The sequence below is a fragment of the Streptomyces sp. NPDC005820 genome, from assembly GCF_040630255.1.
Taxonomy (GTDB): domain Bacteria; phylum Actinomycetota; class Actinomycetes; order Streptomycetales; family Streptomycetaceae; genus Streptomyces.
The window spans coordinates 139,064-153,675 of sequence record NZ_JBEXXE010000020.1 but is presented as its reverse complement, the minus strand read 5'-3'; the positions used below and the strand labels follow the sequence as shown (position 1 = coordinate 153,675).

General features: G+C 70.1%; 14 protein-coding genes and 2 pseudogenes. 9 read left to right on the top strand and 7 right to left on the bottom strand.

Annotated features, from left to right (window positions below; genetic code table 11):
* Positions 1-136: 136 nt before the first annotated feature.
* Together ABZ464_RS25180 and ABZ464_RS25175 are read right to left on the bottom strand one after the other, a co-directional pair.
* On the bottom strand, positions 137-1,306 hold the full coding sequence (locus ABZ464_RS25180; protein WP_359279979.1) for an FAD-dependent oxidoreductase: 1,170 nt from the start codon (positions 1,304-1,306) through the stop codon (positions 137-139).
* 38 nt (positions 1,307-1,344) lie between these two features.
* Positions 1,345-2,058: a GntR family transcriptional regulator gene (locus ABZ464_RS25175; RefSeq protein ID WP_359279977.1), complete on the bottom strand. Its 714-nt coding sequence runs from the start codon at positions 2,056-2,058 to the stop codon at positions 1,345-1,347.
* Positions 2,059-2,421: 363 nt separating this feature from the next.
* Between ABZ464_RS25175 and ABZ464_RS25170 the strand changes: the two are divergent.
* A pseudogene (locus tag ABZ464_RS25170) lies at positions 2,422-2,961 on the top strand (IS5 family transposase); the annotation flags it as partial.
* 165 nt (positions 2,962-3,126) lie between these two features.
* Here the strand turns inward: ABZ464_RS25170 and ABZ464_RS25165 are convergent.
* Both ABZ464_RS25165 and ABZ464_RS25160 read right to left on the bottom strand, forming a co-directional pair.
* On the bottom strand, positions 3,127-3,462 hold the full coding sequence (locus ABZ464_RS25165) for an STAS domain-containing protein (RefSeq protein ID WP_359279975.1): 336 nt from the start codon (positions 3,460-3,462) through the stop codon (positions 3,127-3,129).
* Complete coding sequence (locus tag ABZ464_RS25160) at positions 3,459-3,881, bottom strand: ATP-binding protein (RefSeq protein WP_359279973.1); 423 nt, start codon at positions 3,879-3,881, stop codon at positions 3,459-3,461. The genes ABZ464_RS25165 and ABZ464_RS25160 overlap by 4 nt, the downstream gene beginning before the upstream one ends.
* A gap of 930 nt (positions 3,882-4,811) precedes the next feature.
* Between ABZ464_RS25160 and ABZ464_RS25155 the strand changes: the two genes are divergently transcribed.
* Entirely contained in the window at positions 4,812-5,162 is a 351-nt protein-coding gene (locus tag ABZ464_RS25155; protein ID WP_359279971.1) for a VOC family protein, read from the top strand.
* 150 nt (positions 5,163-5,312) lie between these two features.
* Here ABZ464_RS25155 and ABZ464_RS25150 read toward each other — a convergent pair whose 3' ends face one another.
* Positions 5,313-5,774 (bottom strand): MerR family transcriptional regulator, encoded by a 462-nt coding sequence (locus ABZ464_RS25150; RefSeq protein ID WP_359279969.1) that lies wholly within the window; start codon positions 5,772-5,774, stop codon positions 5,313-5,315.
* A gap of 48 nt (positions 5,775-5,822) precedes the next feature.
* Between ABZ464_RS25150 and ABZ464_RS25145 the strand changes: the two genes are divergently transcribed.
* From ABZ464_RS25145 to ABZ464_RS25135, 3 genes are all read left to right on the top strand, one after another.
* A complete protein-coding gene (locus tag ABZ464_RS25145; RefSeq protein ID WP_359279967.1) occupies positions 5,823-6,680 on the top strand; it encodes an MBL fold metallo-hydrolase in 858 nt (285 codons plus the stop codon).
* A 450-nt stretch (positions 6,681-7,130) separates the two neighbouring features.
* Positions 7,131-7,805, top strand: coding sequence for a glycoside hydrolase family 11 protein (locus tag ABZ464_RS25140; RefSeq protein ID WP_359279965.1), 675 nt, complete (start codon positions 7,131-7,133; stop codon positions 7,803-7,805).
* The gene (locus ABZ464_RS25135; RefSeq protein ID WP_359279963.1) at positions 7,802-8,491 is read left to right on the top strand and encodes a polysaccharide deacetylase family protein; all 690 of its coding nucleotides are present in this window, start codon (positions 7,802-7,804) and stop codon (positions 8,489-8,491) included. The genes ABZ464_RS25140 and ABZ464_RS25135 overlap by 4 nt, the downstream gene beginning before the upstream one ends.
* A gap of 679 nt (positions 8,492-9,170) precedes the next feature.
* Here ABZ464_RS25135 and ABZ464_RS25130 read toward each other — a convergent pair.
* Entirely contained in the window at positions 9,171-10,079 is a 909-nt protein-coding gene (locus ABZ464_RS25130; RefSeq protein ID WP_359279962.1) for a class I SAM-dependent methyltransferase, read from the bottom strand.
* Between the two features lie 190 nt (positions 10,080-10,269).
* Here ABZ464_RS25130 and ABZ464_RS25125 point away from each other — a divergent pair.
* Both ABZ464_RS25125 and ABZ464_RS25120 read left to right on the top strand, forming a co-directional pair.
* A pseudogene (locus ABZ464_RS25125) lies at positions 10,270-10,470 on the top strand (hypothetical protein); the annotation flags it as partial.
* 34 nt (positions 10,471-10,504) lie between these two features.
* Positions 10,505-10,660, top strand: a complete 156-nt coding sequence (locus ABZ464_RS25120) for a hypothetical protein (RefSeq protein WP_359280037.1) — start codon at positions 10,505-10,507, stop codon at positions 10,658-10,660.
* A gap of 54 nt (positions 10,661-10,714) precedes the next feature.
* On the opposite strand, the gene ABZ464_RS25115 is transcribed toward ABZ464_RS25120, so the two are convergent.
* The gene (locus ABZ464_RS25115; protein WP_359279960.1) at positions 10,715-11,644 is read right to left on the bottom strand and encodes an NADP-dependent oxidoreductase; all 930 of its coding nucleotides are present in this window, start codon (positions 11,642-11,644) and stop codon (positions 10,715-10,717) included.
* Between the two features lie 88 nt (positions 11,645-11,732).
* Here ABZ464_RS25115 and ABZ464_RS25110 point away from each other — a divergent pair, with 88 nt between their 5' ends.
* Both ABZ464_RS25110 and ABZ464_RS25105 read left to right on the top strand, forming a co-directional pair.
* Positions 11,733-12,668, top strand: coding sequence for an AraC family transcriptional regulator (locus tag ABZ464_RS25110; RefSeq protein ID WP_359279958.1), 936 nt, complete (start codon positions 11,733-11,735; stop codon positions 12,666-12,668).
* Between the two features lie 638 nt (positions 12,669-13,306).
* On the top strand, positions 13,307-14,578 hold the full coding sequence (locus ABZ464_RS25105; protein ID WP_359279956.1) for an aldehyde dehydrogenase family protein: 1,272 nt from the start codon (positions 13,307-13,309) through the stop codon (positions 14,576-14,578).
* The last annotated feature ends 34 nt before the right edge of the window (positions 14,579-14,612 follow it).

Genomic DNA, 14,612 nt, shown 5'->3' with positions numbered 1-14,612 from the left:
CCGTGATCCGATGGCCGAACGCGTCGGCGTTCTGGTTCTCGTGAAGCCGCAGTACGCCCGGACGTCGTCGGATGACGGTGCGGTGTGCTTGCCGTAGTGGCCCGGGGGCCTCGGCGTGTGGTGTGCGGGCTGTCGGCTACTGCTCGCCGAGTTTGGTGGCGTGTTGGTCCGCCTCGTCGGGGGAGTGGTGTGCGCCGGTGAATCGTGTGGGCCGGAACGCCCGGAGCAGGTGCTGTTCTTGACCGGTTGTGATCTCGGCCGCGGCCAGGCGACCCAGAATCGGCGCCAGGGTGATGCCGCTGTGGGTGACGAGGCAGTAGACGCGGGACTGCGCACTGGCGTAGCCGGCGATGGTGTGGCCGTCCGCGGGCAGTGACCGGAAGCCGACACGGAGGTCGATGTGCGGAGTCCGGCTGGGGTCGGTGAGCAGTGTGGACAACCGCCGGGCAAGGGTGCCCGCGATGTTCCCGTCCGGGGAGGGCGGGTTTGCCGGGTCGACGTCGGCGTTCAGATCGAGCGCCTGCAGGACGGTGTGTCCGCCGCCGGCGGGGCGGAGGTTGAGGCCGGGGCTGTGGATCACGCAGCGCAGGTCGAGTCGGGGGGATCTGGCGTATCCGAGCAACCCGACGGTTGGCGCTCCGCGACCGGTGTCGGTCACCATGGGGACATTGATGCCGGCTTGCGCGGCGAGCCGCTGTGTCCAGCGCCCTGCCGCCAGGACGACTCGGTCGCCCGAGTGGACCTGGCCTGCGGCCAGGGTGACGGTCGCTCTGTGGGGGCTGTCGTCGAGGCCGACGGCCTCGCCGGTCGCGTACGTGGCGCCGTGTCGTCGGGCATCTGCGAGCAGGTTGTTCACGAAGAGGTCCGGCAGCACGTATCCCTCGCCGGGGAAGTGCGCGATGGACGTGACGGTCGCCGGGACACGCACGCTGCTGCCTGCGATCCGTGTCGCTTCGGCACGGGTGACCCAGTGAGCAGGGTAGTGAAGGGACTGCAATCGTTCCACGTTGTCGGCGAGCCACTGCTCGTTGGTGGAGTCCGCCCACTGCAGCGCCCCGCTGGTGAAGTACGAGGGAGCACCCGGCAGTTGACCGGCGAGCCGGGCGTGTTCGGTCATCCCGGCCAGGTTCAGGCGGTGGTAGTCCGGGTCGGGCTTGCGGCTGGAGTTGGTCCAGGCGAACGTGGTGGCGGTCGTACCCGTGCCGGCTCCCCGCTGATCGAGCAGTAGAACGTTTGCGCCGGCGACGGCAAGCTGCCTGGCGACGCTCACTCCCAGTACGCCGGCGCCGATGACGATGACCTTCATTGCTCTTCGTGTCTCCTTTCCGGGCGGCGGCCGGCCGCTCACGGGTCCGGGACGGGAAGCTCGAGGAAGAACTCGGCGGTTCCCGGACGGACGAGGGTGGTGACCACTTCGAGGGCGGTGCCGTCTTCGGCGCGCAGTTCCCTGCGCCTCATCAGCGCGGGGGTGCCGGTCTCGCTGTGCAGCAGCGCGGCGTCGTGCTCGCCGAGGATCACCGGATCGAGGTGGAGCCGGATCGTGTCGATCGCCACTCCTGTGCGCTGGAGATACCGCAGAGTGACGAGGTCTTCGAGGTCTTCCTCGAGCAGATGGGGAGCCACCGCGAACAGAAGCACGTGCCGTTCGACCGACTGCGGCTCCTCGCGTACGTCGAGTTTGCGGCGGACCAGTTCGACCACGGCCGTGTCGGCCGAGGCGCCGGGCAGGGACAGGACGGCGTCGGCGGCTGTCACGATCCGCGCGGAGATCACTTCGTGTCTGCCCGGTGTGCCCTTCGCGGCCGCCGCGGGGGTGACGAAGTTGAGCAGGTTGATCTGCCGTGTCACGTCGGCGACGAACGTTCCGTGGCGTCGCCGGCGGACCGCCAGTCCCGCCTCGGCCAGATCGTTGAGGACCCGTTGGGCTGTGGCGCGGCTGACGCCGTGCTGGGTGGAGAGGTCCTTCTCGGTCGGCAGCCGCGCGCCGGGGAGCAGTTCCCCGGCCCGGATCTTCGCTTCGATTTCTCGCCTGATCTGCACGTAAAGGGGCGCCGTCATGGTGCGACCGTACATTCCGTCAATTGATGGGGAGCAGCGAGCCGACCAGCCCGGTCTGCGGTGTGTGCGTCTTGGTGGTGATCCGACCCGGCGGGCGACTTTGCCGAGAGCGGGGTGCGCCCTGTCACGGCCGGCACCGTGCCGTCGGTGGAGAACGCGTTCAGCCAGCGGTCGAGCACCAGGAGAGGGAACCCTTGCCCGATGCGCCATGCGGGCCTCCCTCCGGACCTGCTCGACGACCGGCCTACTTATGACCGTACGATTGAGCAATTGACCGGTCAATACCTGCGCGCCGGGGATTCTGGTCGGCTCGGCAGGCGGAGCCGGGGGAACCACCAGGGCCTGTTGTGGAAGGTCGTTCGGGCGCGGGCCGACGGGGCCGGCCAGAAGGAGCCTCCGGGCGGTCTGGGCCGGGAGGCTGCCGACCACGGGCCGGGCCGGTCGCGGGGCGGCTTCACGACGAAGATCCATCTGGCGGTCGAGCAGCGTCAACGGCCGCTGTCCCTGCTCGTGACCGCCGGGCAGCGCGGGGACTCGCCGCAGTTCGTGGCCGTACTTGACGCGATCCGGGTTCCCCGCACCGGTCCCGGGCGGCCACGTACCCGCCCTGTTCGAGTACGCGCGGATACGGCGTACTCCTCCAGGGTCAACCGGGAGTACCTGCGCCGACGCGGCATCCGCTGCACCATCCCCGAGCCGGCCGACCAGATCCGCAACGGCCAACGGCGAGGTGCGCGGGGAGGGCGCCCTGCCGGTTTCGACCGTGAGGACTACAAGGCTGCCCGCCACGCGGTCGAGTGCGGCCTCAACCGGTTGAAGCAGCACCGGGCGGTGGCCTGCCGGTTCGACAAGCTCGCGGTGCGCTTCGAGGCGGCGGTCCTCGTCGCCGTCATCGGCCAGTGACTGTGAGATGCGGCGATCCAGGCCGGCAGTGGTGTGGAGTGCCTGCCTGTCCCCGGCACGCCGCGGCCGTGGACGGCTGCGGCGTGCGGGCCCTGCCTTGCCGCGACGTCCGGGCGGTCAAGGCGGTCGTGGTGGTGCGGTTCCCGAGCCTCGGGAGGGGAGCGGTCAGAAGCTGGCCAGAGCCTCGGCCTCGTCGTCGTAGATCTCGAAGACCGAGATGAGCTGGGTGATCGTCAGGAGGTCCACGACCTTCTCGGGCACGTTGAGGAGCTTGAGCCTGCCGCTCCTGTTGCTGATGGTGGTGTAGGTGGAGACCATTTCGCCGATGCCGGAGCTGTCGATCGTGGTGACCTTGGCCAGGTTGAGCAGGATGTTCTTCGCGCCGCCGTTCAGGGCTTCATTGACAGCGGATCGGAGTGCGATGTCGCCCTCGCCGATGGTGATCTTGCCGGTGATGTCCAGCACGGTCACGCCGTTGGTCTTGCGCGTGGTGATTTTCATGGCTCTGCGTCCTTCTCCTGGTTGGTGTCGTACGCCAGGACCAGATCGGTTCCCGGCGGGTTGTCGCGGCGCACGATGGTGCAGTCGTCGGTGAAGTGCCTGATCAACAGGAGCCCGCGGCCCGAAGGGCTCAGGTTGACCTTGCCGGTCGGCTCGGGCCACCTGAAGCCGTCTCCTTCGTCCGCGACGGTCACCGTCAGCCGTTGCCGGGCCCGCTGCCAGCTGAGCCGTACGCGCTTGGCGGGGTCGCGGAGATTGCCGTGCAGGACCGCGTTGGCGGCGGCCTCCCGAACGGCCATACCGAGGCGGTAGCGCCGGTCCTGCCCCAGCCCGCACGCCGCGCCGACCGCTTCGGCCCACGCTGCGGCCACCTCGATGCTCGCCACCTCGGAAGGCAGCTCCAGGCTTCCCGGCTCCATGTCACCTCGACACCCATCACATTCACGGCCACGTCGAGCCTAGGGCGACGGTGTGCGGGGGCACGCAGGCGACACGATCCTGCGCACCCGATCGAGCGAAGGCAGGAGGTGCTTCGGAGCCGGCTCCGACCCCGCGAGGCTTCGCGGACGGATTACCCGCGGACTGTCGACGTCTTCCAAAACAGGCCCCGAGTGGGTCTGATGCACCCGGCCACCGACCGTCGCAGGACTGGTGCGGGGAGTGAACGACCGAGGTGAGTGTCGCGTAGCGGCCGCAGGCGATCACCCGTAGTCCGACCCGCTCGGAGCTGCCGTACACCATCTCGCTCGGGAAGCGTGTTGTCTCGTAGACCTCGTGTTCCGCAGGTTTACGTGGCCCGCGGCGATGGCCGTCCCGGCTGATCCCGGCACCGCACCGGCAACCACCTGGTGGTGTGCCTCAGTTCCGCCCCATTCCGAGCCCCACAGGTTTCGGACGCGGCCTGGGCCACAGCACGCCACCAGAAGTCCTCGTCCACCCGCCACTTGCGAACCTGAACAGCCATGTCCGGAGTGATCGTCGCCGGATCCACCGTGCTGTGTGTCATCGCACCGACCCTAGGGACGTCGCGGAGCAGGCGGCCACCGCAATACAGGACTCGGCGGCACACGACCCGCCGATCGGACGGCCGGCCTGCTGATCACTGCCCGAGGATTCCCCCAGCGGCGCCCAGGCCGGCCTGTAAACGCGTGGACGTGCGCCATACCGGGAGTCGCGACAGCAAGGCCGGTCGCCCTGCAGGCTGGTCGCCGTGTGGTCCCGCTCGGGGCGGGTTTCTGCCGTGGCTCGTCCGGTGGCACGGGGACGGGACACGATTTCGACGCCCTTTCGGCTTCGGCATGCAACGCCTCTTCGACGCCATCGCCGTGTTCCTGAAGTAGGCTCAAGGCGTGATCAACGGTGTACACATGGTGATCTACAGCCGGGACGCAGACGCCGACCGGGTGTTCTTCCGGGATGTGCTGGGCTACCCGTACGTCGACGCGGGCCACGGCTGGCTCATCTTCAAGACCCCGCCGGCCGAGCTCGCCATGCACCCGGCCGAGGGGGCGCCGTCGCACGAGCTGATGCTGATGTGCGACGACGTCGAGGCGACCGTGGGCGAGCTCAGGAAGCAGGGGGTCGAATTCACCCAGCCTGTTCGCGATGTGCGCTGGGGACGCGTCACCAGCCTCCGCCTGCCCGGCGGCAGCGAACTCTCCCTCTACGAGCCGCTGCACCCCCGCGCCCACACCCTGTAGCCGGGAGCCGGGACCGTAACTCGGGTCGGCCGGCGCTGGAGCCCTTGCGGCCGAGAGGCGGGAAGCCCTCGTCGTCCCCCCGTGTAGGCAAGCGGAAGGCGACCGCCCGGGGGAGGAGGGCCGAACGGTCCGCGGGCCGAGGCCGGCGGTTCACGCCCGCCCGTCCACACCGGGCGCCGAGGGCACCTGCCCAACCTGCGGCTCACCAGCACGGGACCCGCTCCCTACGCTGCCCACGGCCTTTTTGAAATCGGCGCAGTCGACGATGGGTTCGTGCGTGCAGACGGCCGCGTGCCGGAGGCTGTCGCGCAGCCGCGTGAGCCTGCCGATCTGTTCGTCGAGATCGCGCGCCTTGGCGGCCATGCGCAGGCGCAGGTCCGGGTCGGACGGCCGGGCTATGAGGAAGCGGGCGATCTCGGCGACCGAGAAGCCGGCGCTGCGCGCGCAGGTGATCAGGGCCAGGCGTTCCAGCACGTCGGGGTGGTAGGTGCGGCGCAGGCCGTTGCGGCCCGCGGGGGCGATCAGGCCCTTCTTCTCGTAGAACCGCAGTGCCGACGGTGCCAGCCCCGACCGCTGCGCGACTTCGGCGATGTCCAGCAGCGACCCGTCCACGTGAACCCCCTTGACTTGAACCGCGGTTGAAGTCGCAGCCTAGCCGTCATGAAGATCCATCACTTGAACTGCGGATCGGTGCGCACGATCGAGGCGACCTACGACGGCCCGCCGAGTGCTCCGGCCGTGAATCACTGTCTGCTGGTGGAGACCGACGCGGACGGTCTGGTCCTGGTCGAGACGGGGCTGGGCCTGGCCGATGTCCGGGACCCGGAGGGGGCGCTGGGCGCCGAGTGGGTCGAGATGGCGCAGCCCGTGCTGGACGAGGACGAGACTGCCGTCCGCCAGGTCGCCCGGCTGGGATATGAGCCGTCCGACGTGCGGCACATCGTCCTGACCCACCTGGACGTGGACCACTGCGGCGGCCTTCCGGACTTCCCCGACGCCCAGGTCCATGTGCTCGCCGCCGAGCTGGACGCGGCGCTCGCCGAGGGGGCCGGCGCCCGCTACCGCCCGGCCCACTGGGCGCACGCTCCCCGCTGGGTCGCCTACGACCCCGGACCGGGCGAGCAGTGGTTCGGCTTCACCGCCGTGCGGCTGAAGCAACTCCCCGCGCAGATCCGGCTGGTCCCCCTCGCAGGCCACACCGAAGGCCACGCCGGAGTCGCCGTCGAGGACGACGACCGGTGGCTCCTGCACTGCGGCGACGCCTACTACTACCACCGCGAGATCGGGCAGTCGAAGGAGCCCCACCCGCTGCTGGACATCGTCCAGGAGCGCTCACAGGTGCATCGCGACCTGAGGCTGGGGACACAGGCCCGGCTGCGGGAGCTCGTCCGCGACCACGGCGACGAAGTCGAGGTGTTCTCCGCCCACGACCCGTGGGAGCTGGCCCGCTACCAGTCGGCACCCGCCCGGCCGGCACCGCCCGGCGGCCCGGCCGGGCCCCTGCACCGACCGGTGTGACCATGCCCCGGCACCTCACTCGAACCCGGCCCGAGAACGGGTGCGGGAGTCGCTCCGCTGCGCGAGGGGCACCACGACGCAGGTGATGACCCGGGCGCCGACCGCGTACATGGGCGAGCGGGTCAAGCCGGCCGGCGGCCCCGCCGCCCGGCGTCTGTTCGAGGTCGACATCACGGGGTCTTCAACGGCATCCGCGCCTTCGCCGCCGACCTCAAGACCCAGGCCGCGACAGGCAGTGGCTGGTTGATCCGGAAGGTCTTCGAAACATTCGAAGCAAGTACTGCCGGATTCCCCTCTCGATCTTCTCTGATTCAGGCAGAGAATGCTGGCTTAATCTGCGTCAGAAACCTTCGAAAGCTTTCGTTATGGATACCGAAACTATTGACAGTGGATGAGGGCGGGTCAACACTGCGGACCACATTCAGGCCTCAGAAGAGGAGGAACCCTCGAATGCACGCCGTACCCGCACACCCCACAACCCGCAGGACCGCCTGCGCCTTACTGCTGGGCGCCGCGTCGACGCTGGTCCTGCCCGGCACCGCCCGCGCGGCCACCGTCATCACCACGAACCAGACCGGCACCAACAACGGCTTCTACTACTCCTTCTGGACCGACGCGCAGGGCACGGTCTCCATGACCCTGGACTCCGGCGGCACATACAGTACGAACTGGCGCAACACCGGGAACTTCGTCGCCGGCAAGGGCTGGAGCACCGGCTCACGCAGGACCGTGAGGTACTCGGGCACTTTCAGCCCGTCCGGCAACGGCTACCTGGCCCTCTATGGCTGGTCGTCCAACCCGCTCGTCGAGTACTACATCGTCGACAACTGGGGCACCTACCGGCCGACCGGCACGTACAAGGGTGCCGTGACCAGCGACGGCGGCACCTACGACATCTATCAGACGACGCGGTACAACGCGCCGTCCGTCGAAGGCACCAGGACCTTCAACCAGTACTGGAGCGTACGTCAGGCGAAACGGACGGGCGGCGCCATCACCACGGGCAACCACTTCGACGCCTGGGCCCGCGCGGGGATGCCCCTGGGTACCCTCAGGTACTACATGATCCTCGCGACCGAGGGGTATCAGAGCAGCGGGAGTTCCACCATCACGGTGGCGGCATGAGCTCGGCCGGGACGCATCCGGGCGCACGTCCCCTGACGACCACCCTGGCCGCGTTGGCGCTGGCCGCCGCCGGCACCCTCACCGTCACCACCGCGCCGGCCCAGGCCGCCGCCTGCGCCGGATACGTCGGACTCACCTTCGATGACGGCCCGTCCCAGAACACCCCCGCCCTGCTGAGCGCGCTCCAGCGGAACGGGCTGCGGGCGACCATGTTCAACGAGGGGCGCTACGCCGCCGCCTACCCGGCCCAGGTCAGGGCACAGGTGGCGGCCGGCATGCAGGTCGGCAACCACAGCTACACGCACCCCCATCTCACCCAGCTCTCTCAGGCGCAGATCGACTCGGAGATCCTCCGCACCCAGCAGGCCATCGCGGCGGCGGGCGGCGGCACGCCGAAGCTGCTGCGGCCGCCCTACGGCGAGACCAACTCGACGGTCAAGGCGGTGGAGGCCAAGTACGGTCTGACCGAGATCATCTGGAATGTGGACTCCCAGGATTGGAACGGCGCCAGTACGGATGCGATCGTGCAGGCCGCCGGCCGACTCACCAACGGTCAGATCATCCTCATGCACGACTGGGCCGCCAACACGCTCGCCGCGATCCCACGCATCGCCCAAGGGCTGGCCGCTCGCGGCCTGTGCTCCGGCGTGATCTCCCCGCAGACCGGCCGCGCGGTGACGCCCTGAGCCGCCGACCAGGCGCCACGCGCGCGCTGCCCTGAAAGGATGGAGGCCGACCCGTAGCGGCATAGCCGGCGAACCGTTGGCCTCCACCCTCCCCCCCAGGGTCCCTACACGGCCGACGCACGTTCTGCCCGGGCGCCGCTGATGACGCCCCTGTCATCTGCGCGCTCGTCCGCCGGCACGCCGCGCGGGTCGAGCGGAACCGGGCGCGCCTCCTCACGGACCTCCACGACTCGACCGGCGCCCTCGCGCCGGACATCCGTCTCCGCCGCGATGTGTGACTCCTCGACCGTCCGCGGTGGTGTGCGCCGGAGCCGCGGGCCGAGGCGCGCGCCGAAGGTGCGGAGATGGCCCGCCATCTGATCGCCTGGAACGCGCGCGCCTGGAAGGCCACCGGACGGAGGGCGTCGTGCGGGACGCCTGATCCTGGGGGTGCCACCGGAACCCGACGATCGCGCTCCTCCCGGCATCTGACCTGGTCGCGGGGGAGTGTGCCGTTGGCACCGGGCTTGCCGCGGGTGAGTTGCGCCTGTGCAACATCGCAGCCCAGGGCCAACCAGAGAACGCGAGGTCACCGCCCAGTACTCAACCCGTAAAGTGCTTGTCCCTGCCGACCGGCGGCGTCGGCAGCGGCGTCGCCCTGACGAGGGACGGCGTGCCTCGAAATCCCGGGGCGAACAACTCAGCCCGTTCCGGTGCCGTCGAGTCGGAAGTGCCAGATGACCACGAGCGGGGAATCGTCCAGGGCCGCGGCCGACGCTTGCGGGCACCAGTGGAGCAGGTCCCAGGACATGGCGGTCGGGAGTGGGTCCGGGGCGCTCTCGGTGTCGGGGGAGCGGCGCGGGTGGCGGGGTTCCTCGCAGTGCCGGACCTGGAAGCCCAAGGGGAGGGCTGCGGCGAGGTAGGCGCTGAGGGGGCGGTGGTATTCGGTGAGGAGGGACGGGCGGCCGTCCGGGCCGGGACGGCGGGCCAGGGTCGGCCGGAGGTAGGACACCAGCATGTGGGCATCCGAGATCACAAGGTTCCCGCCCGGGCGCAGAACACGCGCGAACTCTGCCAGTGCGGCGGCCAGATCGAGAACGTGAGTCAGGGCGAGGGCGCAGACGACGGTGTCGACCGCGTTGTCGGGAAGCGGCAACCGGTGCAGTTCGGCCTCGTGAAAGTCGACGTCAGGCAACCTCTTGCGGGCCTGGGCGAGCATGTCGGGCGAGGCGTCGACACCGATCACATCGTGGCCGAGTTCACGCAGGTAGGCGGTGTGGCGGCCGGTCCCGCAGGCCGCGTCCAACGCCGCGCCGACAGGCAGGCTGTCCAGGATGCGCCGGACAACGGGCTGCTCGACGTCGATCATCTGATTGCCAGGGGCGTCATAGTGCGGCGCCCACTCCTGGTAGACGTCGGCCGCGCTGATCGTGCCCGGACTCGCCGTGACTCCCTCGACATGCGCCAGGGCGGACACATCCAGCAGGGTGCGGATCTCGGTGATCCGGGCCTCGACGAACGCCCGGTCGGCTCTCCCCTCCCTGAAGCCACGCAGCAAAGCCGCGCCCTCGATGCCCAGCAGGTATCCCAGGGGGCTCAGATAAGTCATCCCATGGACGGTACGGACACCACCTCCTTCGGCTCCACCGGATTTCCGGCGCCTCGAGCGTCCCTCATCGGCGGACCGGATCACCTGCGACCACGAAGGCTGTTGACCGGTTCTTTTTCGCCGATGGTCAAGGACGCGGGTCAGAGCGCCGAGGCGCACAGCGAAGGGAGAGGGTGATCTCCGGGGATTGGTGACGCGGTCGGCCGCGAGCGCCGGGCCGCTGCGGGCAGGCCCGAGGCGTGGCCGATCCGGGGATGGCCACGAACCTGGTCCGTTCGTCAGCGGCGGCGGACCGGTGTCCCTCCTTCGCCGCGCCACCGAGGCGCACGTGCGCTACCACGCCCGGCACCGGCTCGAGGCTTTTGTCGGGAACCGTGAGATCCGCTCTCTCGCCGAGCCGCATCGCGGCCGTGTGCTGGCTCTGCGTGCGCAGTACGAAGCGGGCTTCCGTGTACCGCGAGGACGGCGAACTCGCCGAGGGCACGATCGTCTGGCAGTACGGCGACTTCGCCCTCCGCCTCGCGGGCGTGAAGCCTGAGGTGTCGGTGTCCTCGCCAACGTGCTCAGCTGGGTACACGTGAACGTGCCCACCGTGTTGTGGTGTGGGCAGACGGCTACAGGGTGCGGCGTCGGGTTCAGGGGATGATGAGGACCTTGCCGCGGATCCGGCCGGCTTCACCGAGGCGGTGGACGTCCGCGAGGTCGGCGAGCGGGTGTGATGCGCTGATGTCGAGTGCGACCTCGCCCGCGTCGACGAGTTCCACGAGTGCCGCCAGCTGCACCACGTCGTTGCGGGCAACCATGTGCATCGCCCTTACCCCGGCGTCGGCAGGCGGTTCGACAGGGGTTGTGATCGAGACGATCCGCCCGCCCGGCCGTACCGCGGATGCCAGAGCAGCGGCATCGTGCGGGCTCAGCGGCACGAGATTGAGCAGGGTGTCCACTGGGCCGTCGAGCGCTGTGGCGACCGGCCCGGCGGTGTAGTCGATGACGTGGTCCGCCCCGTGTCGCCGGACTGCCCGGGCGCTGCGGGCGCTGGCCGTGGCGATCACCTCGGCCCCGGTGTGCCTGGCGAGCTGTGTCACGAAGCCGCCGACGCCTCCTCCCGCGCCGTTGACCAGGACCCGCTGGCCGGCGGTCACCTTTCCGTGCTCGAACACCGCCTGCCAGGCTGTCAGGCCCGCCACCGGCAGGGCCGCGGCGTGCGTGAGAGGAACGGACGCCGGTGCCGGGACCAGCAGTTCGCCCGGCGCCCGAACGTACTCGGCGGCCGCGCCGGCACCCTCCAGCCGCCCGACGACCCGGTCGCCGACGGCGAACCCCTCGGTCCCCGGGCCGATCTCGGCAACCGTGCCGGCGACGTCCCAGCCCAGCGTGTAGGGGAGATCCACGGGAAGGAACACCTGCAGCAGCCCGGCGCGCAACGCTGCCTCGGTGGGGTTGAACGACGTCGCCGCGACGCGGACGAGCACGTCACCGGCGCCGGGTCGAGGCTGCGGAACGTCGTCGTAGCGGATCACGGACGCATCGCCGAACGCGTGGATACGCGCGGTCTTCATCTTCATGCAGTGAACCTACGAACCGCACACGGAGACGATCCATGCGTCAGGGTGACCTGTTCATGCGCGTGCGTCTCATGCGTACGCTCGCCCCATGGATGTGCTCAGCGATGTGATCACGGTGGCGCGGACCGGCCGGCCCCGGTCGGCGTACGTGCGATGGCATGCGCCCTGGGGACAGCAGTTCGCGTCCGTACCGGGTTCGGCAGGCTTCCAGGTGATCCTGGAGGGCCACTGCTGGCTCCTGCCCCCGCACGCCGCACCGGTCCAACTGGGTGCGGGCGATGTGCTCTTCCTGCCGCACGGCAGCGGGCACACCCTGGCCGACGGCCCGGCAACCGCGGTCACCGCCCCTGCCTGTACCCCCGACGACGCCGAGCCGCCCGGATCCTACGCGTCGGACAGCGTCGACCGCCTCGGTCAGGGTGGCCCGTCCACCGTGGTGCTCTGCGGCGCCTACCGGCTCGATCCGTCCCGGACCCACCCCCTGCTGCTGACCCTGCCCGACCTGATCCACCTGCCGGCCGATCGCGACCGCCACCCCGAGCTGCACGCGGCGGTGCAACTCCTGGCCGCCGAGGTGGGCCATCCGCGCCTGGGCACCAGCGCAACCGTCCCCGCGCTCCTGGACACGCTCCTGATGTACATCCTGCGCATCTGGCTTGCCGAACAGCCCACCCGCGACAGCACCACAGGCTGGGCCGCAGCACTCAACGACCCGCCGGTCACCGCCGCCCTCCACGCCGTCCACCGGGACCCGGCGGCGCCCTGGACCGTGGCGAGACTCGCCGCGGAAGCCGGCCTTTCCCGGGCCACGTTCGCCAGGCGCTTCACCTCGATGATCGGTCAACCGCCCCTCGGCTACCTGACCTGGTGGCGACTGACCACGGCAGCGCGCCTTCTACGGGCGACGGAAGCGCCCTTGAGATCGATCGCCGCCCAGGTCGGATACACCTCCGAGTTCGCCTTCGCCAACGCCTTCAAACGCATGCACGGGCTGGCCCCCGGCGCGTACCGGCGGAGAAGCTGATTCAGCCGCAAGGACAGTGAGCACGTTCACCTGTACGCAGCGGGGCACGTTCAGGCGTACGCCGGCATGAGTGCCTGTTTGCGATCCCGGTTTCTGCATAGCCTGGTCGCCGTACGTTGGCGTGGTGTCCGAGGACGCCGAGCGTCGGTGCCTGGGCTGTGCACCGTGGCGAGGGCGAGCGGGAGTGCCCGGAGTGCGGGGCCCGTTGGGCGGCCGGCGCCGACCGGTGGGCGTGCTCGGCCATGCTGCCATTGTGGGCGTGGCGGAGCCTGGCATCGAGTCGGCCGTGGACATCGGCAGCTCCGTGTTCACCGGCGCCGGTGTGACCTTCGTCCTCGAGGGTGATGTCGTGCCGCAGGTGCTGGTTCCGCAGCTGATCGCCCTCTGTGAGGCGGGCGGGTTCCCGTTCGGCAGGCTCATCAGGCACTGCGTGTTCGGGGAGATCAGCCAGGCCTTCGAGGACAGCGGGAACGGGGTCACGCTCAAGCCGGTGGTCATTTTTCGACGGTGCGCCGCCAGCGCTTCCGCTCTTGCCATGAGGAAACCGAGCGGTTTACAGTTGCCGTACAGGGGGATCGTTGAACGATCCTCTCATCGTCTGTATGTCGGTATTGTGCTTGGACCGCGAAGGGACCGATGTGAGCAGGAACGAGATGAGCGTGCCCCGCTCCGTCCAGGAGGCGGTTCACGCCTGCGCCGTCCGGGCGGCGCAGGGCTCGGCGGCCTTGGCCCGGGCCTCGGACGGGGAGATCGACAGCGCGCTGCGGGCCATGGCCCGGCGGCTGCACACGGCACGCGGCGTGCTGACGGCGGCGAACCAGGAGGACCTGCGAGCGGCCGCCGCGAGCGGGATGTCGGCGGCCCTGCAGGACCGCCTGCGCCTGACCGGCCCACGGCTTGAGGACATGGCCGCGGCGTTGCGCACGCTGGCGGACGTCCCGCACGAGCCGCGGGAGACCGTCCTCGAGGAGCGTCCCGACGGCCTGGTCCTGCTGGAGCGCCGCCGCCCGGTGGGGGTCATCGGCGCGAACTTCGAAGCGCGCCCGAATGTGACACTCGACGTCGCCTCCCAGTTCCTCAAGTCCCGCAACGGCGGCGTGCTGCGCACCGGTTCGGCGGCCCTGCGCTCCTCCCAGGCCCTGGTCACCCACGTGATCACACCCGCCCTCACCGACGCGGGACTGAACCCGGACGCCATCCAGCTGGTGCCGAGCGAGGACCGGGCGGCGGCATACGCGCTGGTGTCGCTGCCCGGAACCGTCCCTCTGGTCATCCTGCGCGGCAGCGGCGACAGCACCCGGGAACTCGGCCGCGAGGCCGCCCGGCACGGTGTGCGCACGCTGGCCCACGCGGACGGCGGCGGAGTGCTCTACGTAGCCCCGGACGCCGACGAGAAGCTGGTGCACGAGCTGATCACCAGCAGCCTGGACCGGCTGGGCGTCTGCAACCGGCTCAACCTGCTCCTCATCGACCGGGCTGTCCACGACAGGCTGCTGCCGGGCATCCTGAAGACCCTCGAAGACCTCGGCATCACGGCATCGCTGCCGCCGCACGCCCACGCGCGCGGTTACGAGTGGTCCCTGGACTCCGAGCATGCGGCGACGGTGACGATCGACGAGGCGGACGGCCCGGTCCAAGCCGCACGGATCGCCAACGAGGAGACCTCCGGACTGGCCGCCGCCATCGCCACCCACGACCCGGACACCGCAGCCCGGTTCATGGACGCCTACGGCGGCTCAGGCGTCTTCTGGAACTCCACCACACGCCTCCTCGACGGCTTCAAGCTCCTGCGCCTGCCGGAAACCGGCATCAACATCGACCGCGTCCCCGGCCCCCGTGGTCCTGTCACCTACCGCGACCTGTATCTGCGCCAGTACGTCGTGCGACCCGCCACGTCCCTGCACAGGTGAGCCGATGCCGCATCGAGGCGCGCTCACCGGCCCA

Coding starts and splice junctions, on each gene's coding strand:
- ABZ464_RS25180 (WP_359279979.1), bottom strand. CDS start 1,306: ATGAAGGTCATCGTCATCGGCGCCGGCGTACTGGGAGTGAGCGTCGCC.
- ABZ464_RS25175 (WP_359279977.1), bottom strand. CDS start 2,058: ATGACGGCGCCCCTTTACGTGCAGATCAGGCGAGAAATCGAAGCGAAG.
- ABZ464_RS25165 (WP_359279975.1), bottom strand. CDS start 3,462: ATGAAAATCACCACGCGCAAGACCAACGGCGTGACCGTGCTGGACATC.
- ABZ464_RS25160 (WP_359279973.1), bottom strand. CDS start 3,881: ATGGAGCCGGGAAGCCTGGAGCTGCCTTCCGAGGTGGCGAGCATCGAG.
- ABZ464_RS25145 (WP_359279967.1), top strand. CDS start 5,823: ATGAAGATCCATCACTTGAACTGCGGATCGGTGCGCACGATCGAGGCG.
- ABZ464_RS25140 (WP_359279965.1), top strand. CDS start 7,131: ATGCACGCCGTACCCGCACACCCCACAACCCGCAGGACCGCCTGCGCC.
- ABZ464_RS25135 (WP_359279963.1), top strand. CDS start 7,802: ATGAGCTCGGCCGGGACGCATCCGGGCGCACGTCCCCTGACGACCACC.
- ABZ464_RS25130 (WP_359279962.1), bottom strand. CDS start 10,079: ATGACTTATCTGAGCCCCCTGGGATACCTGCTGGGCATCGAGGGCGCG.
- ABZ464_RS25115 (WP_359279960.1), bottom strand. CDS start 11,644: ATGAAGATGAAGACCGCGCGTATCCACGCGTTCGGCGATGCGTCCGTG.
- ABZ464_RS25110 (WP_359279958.1), top strand. CDS start 11,733: ATGGATGTGCTCAGCGATGTGATCACGGTGGCGCGGACCGGCCGGCCC.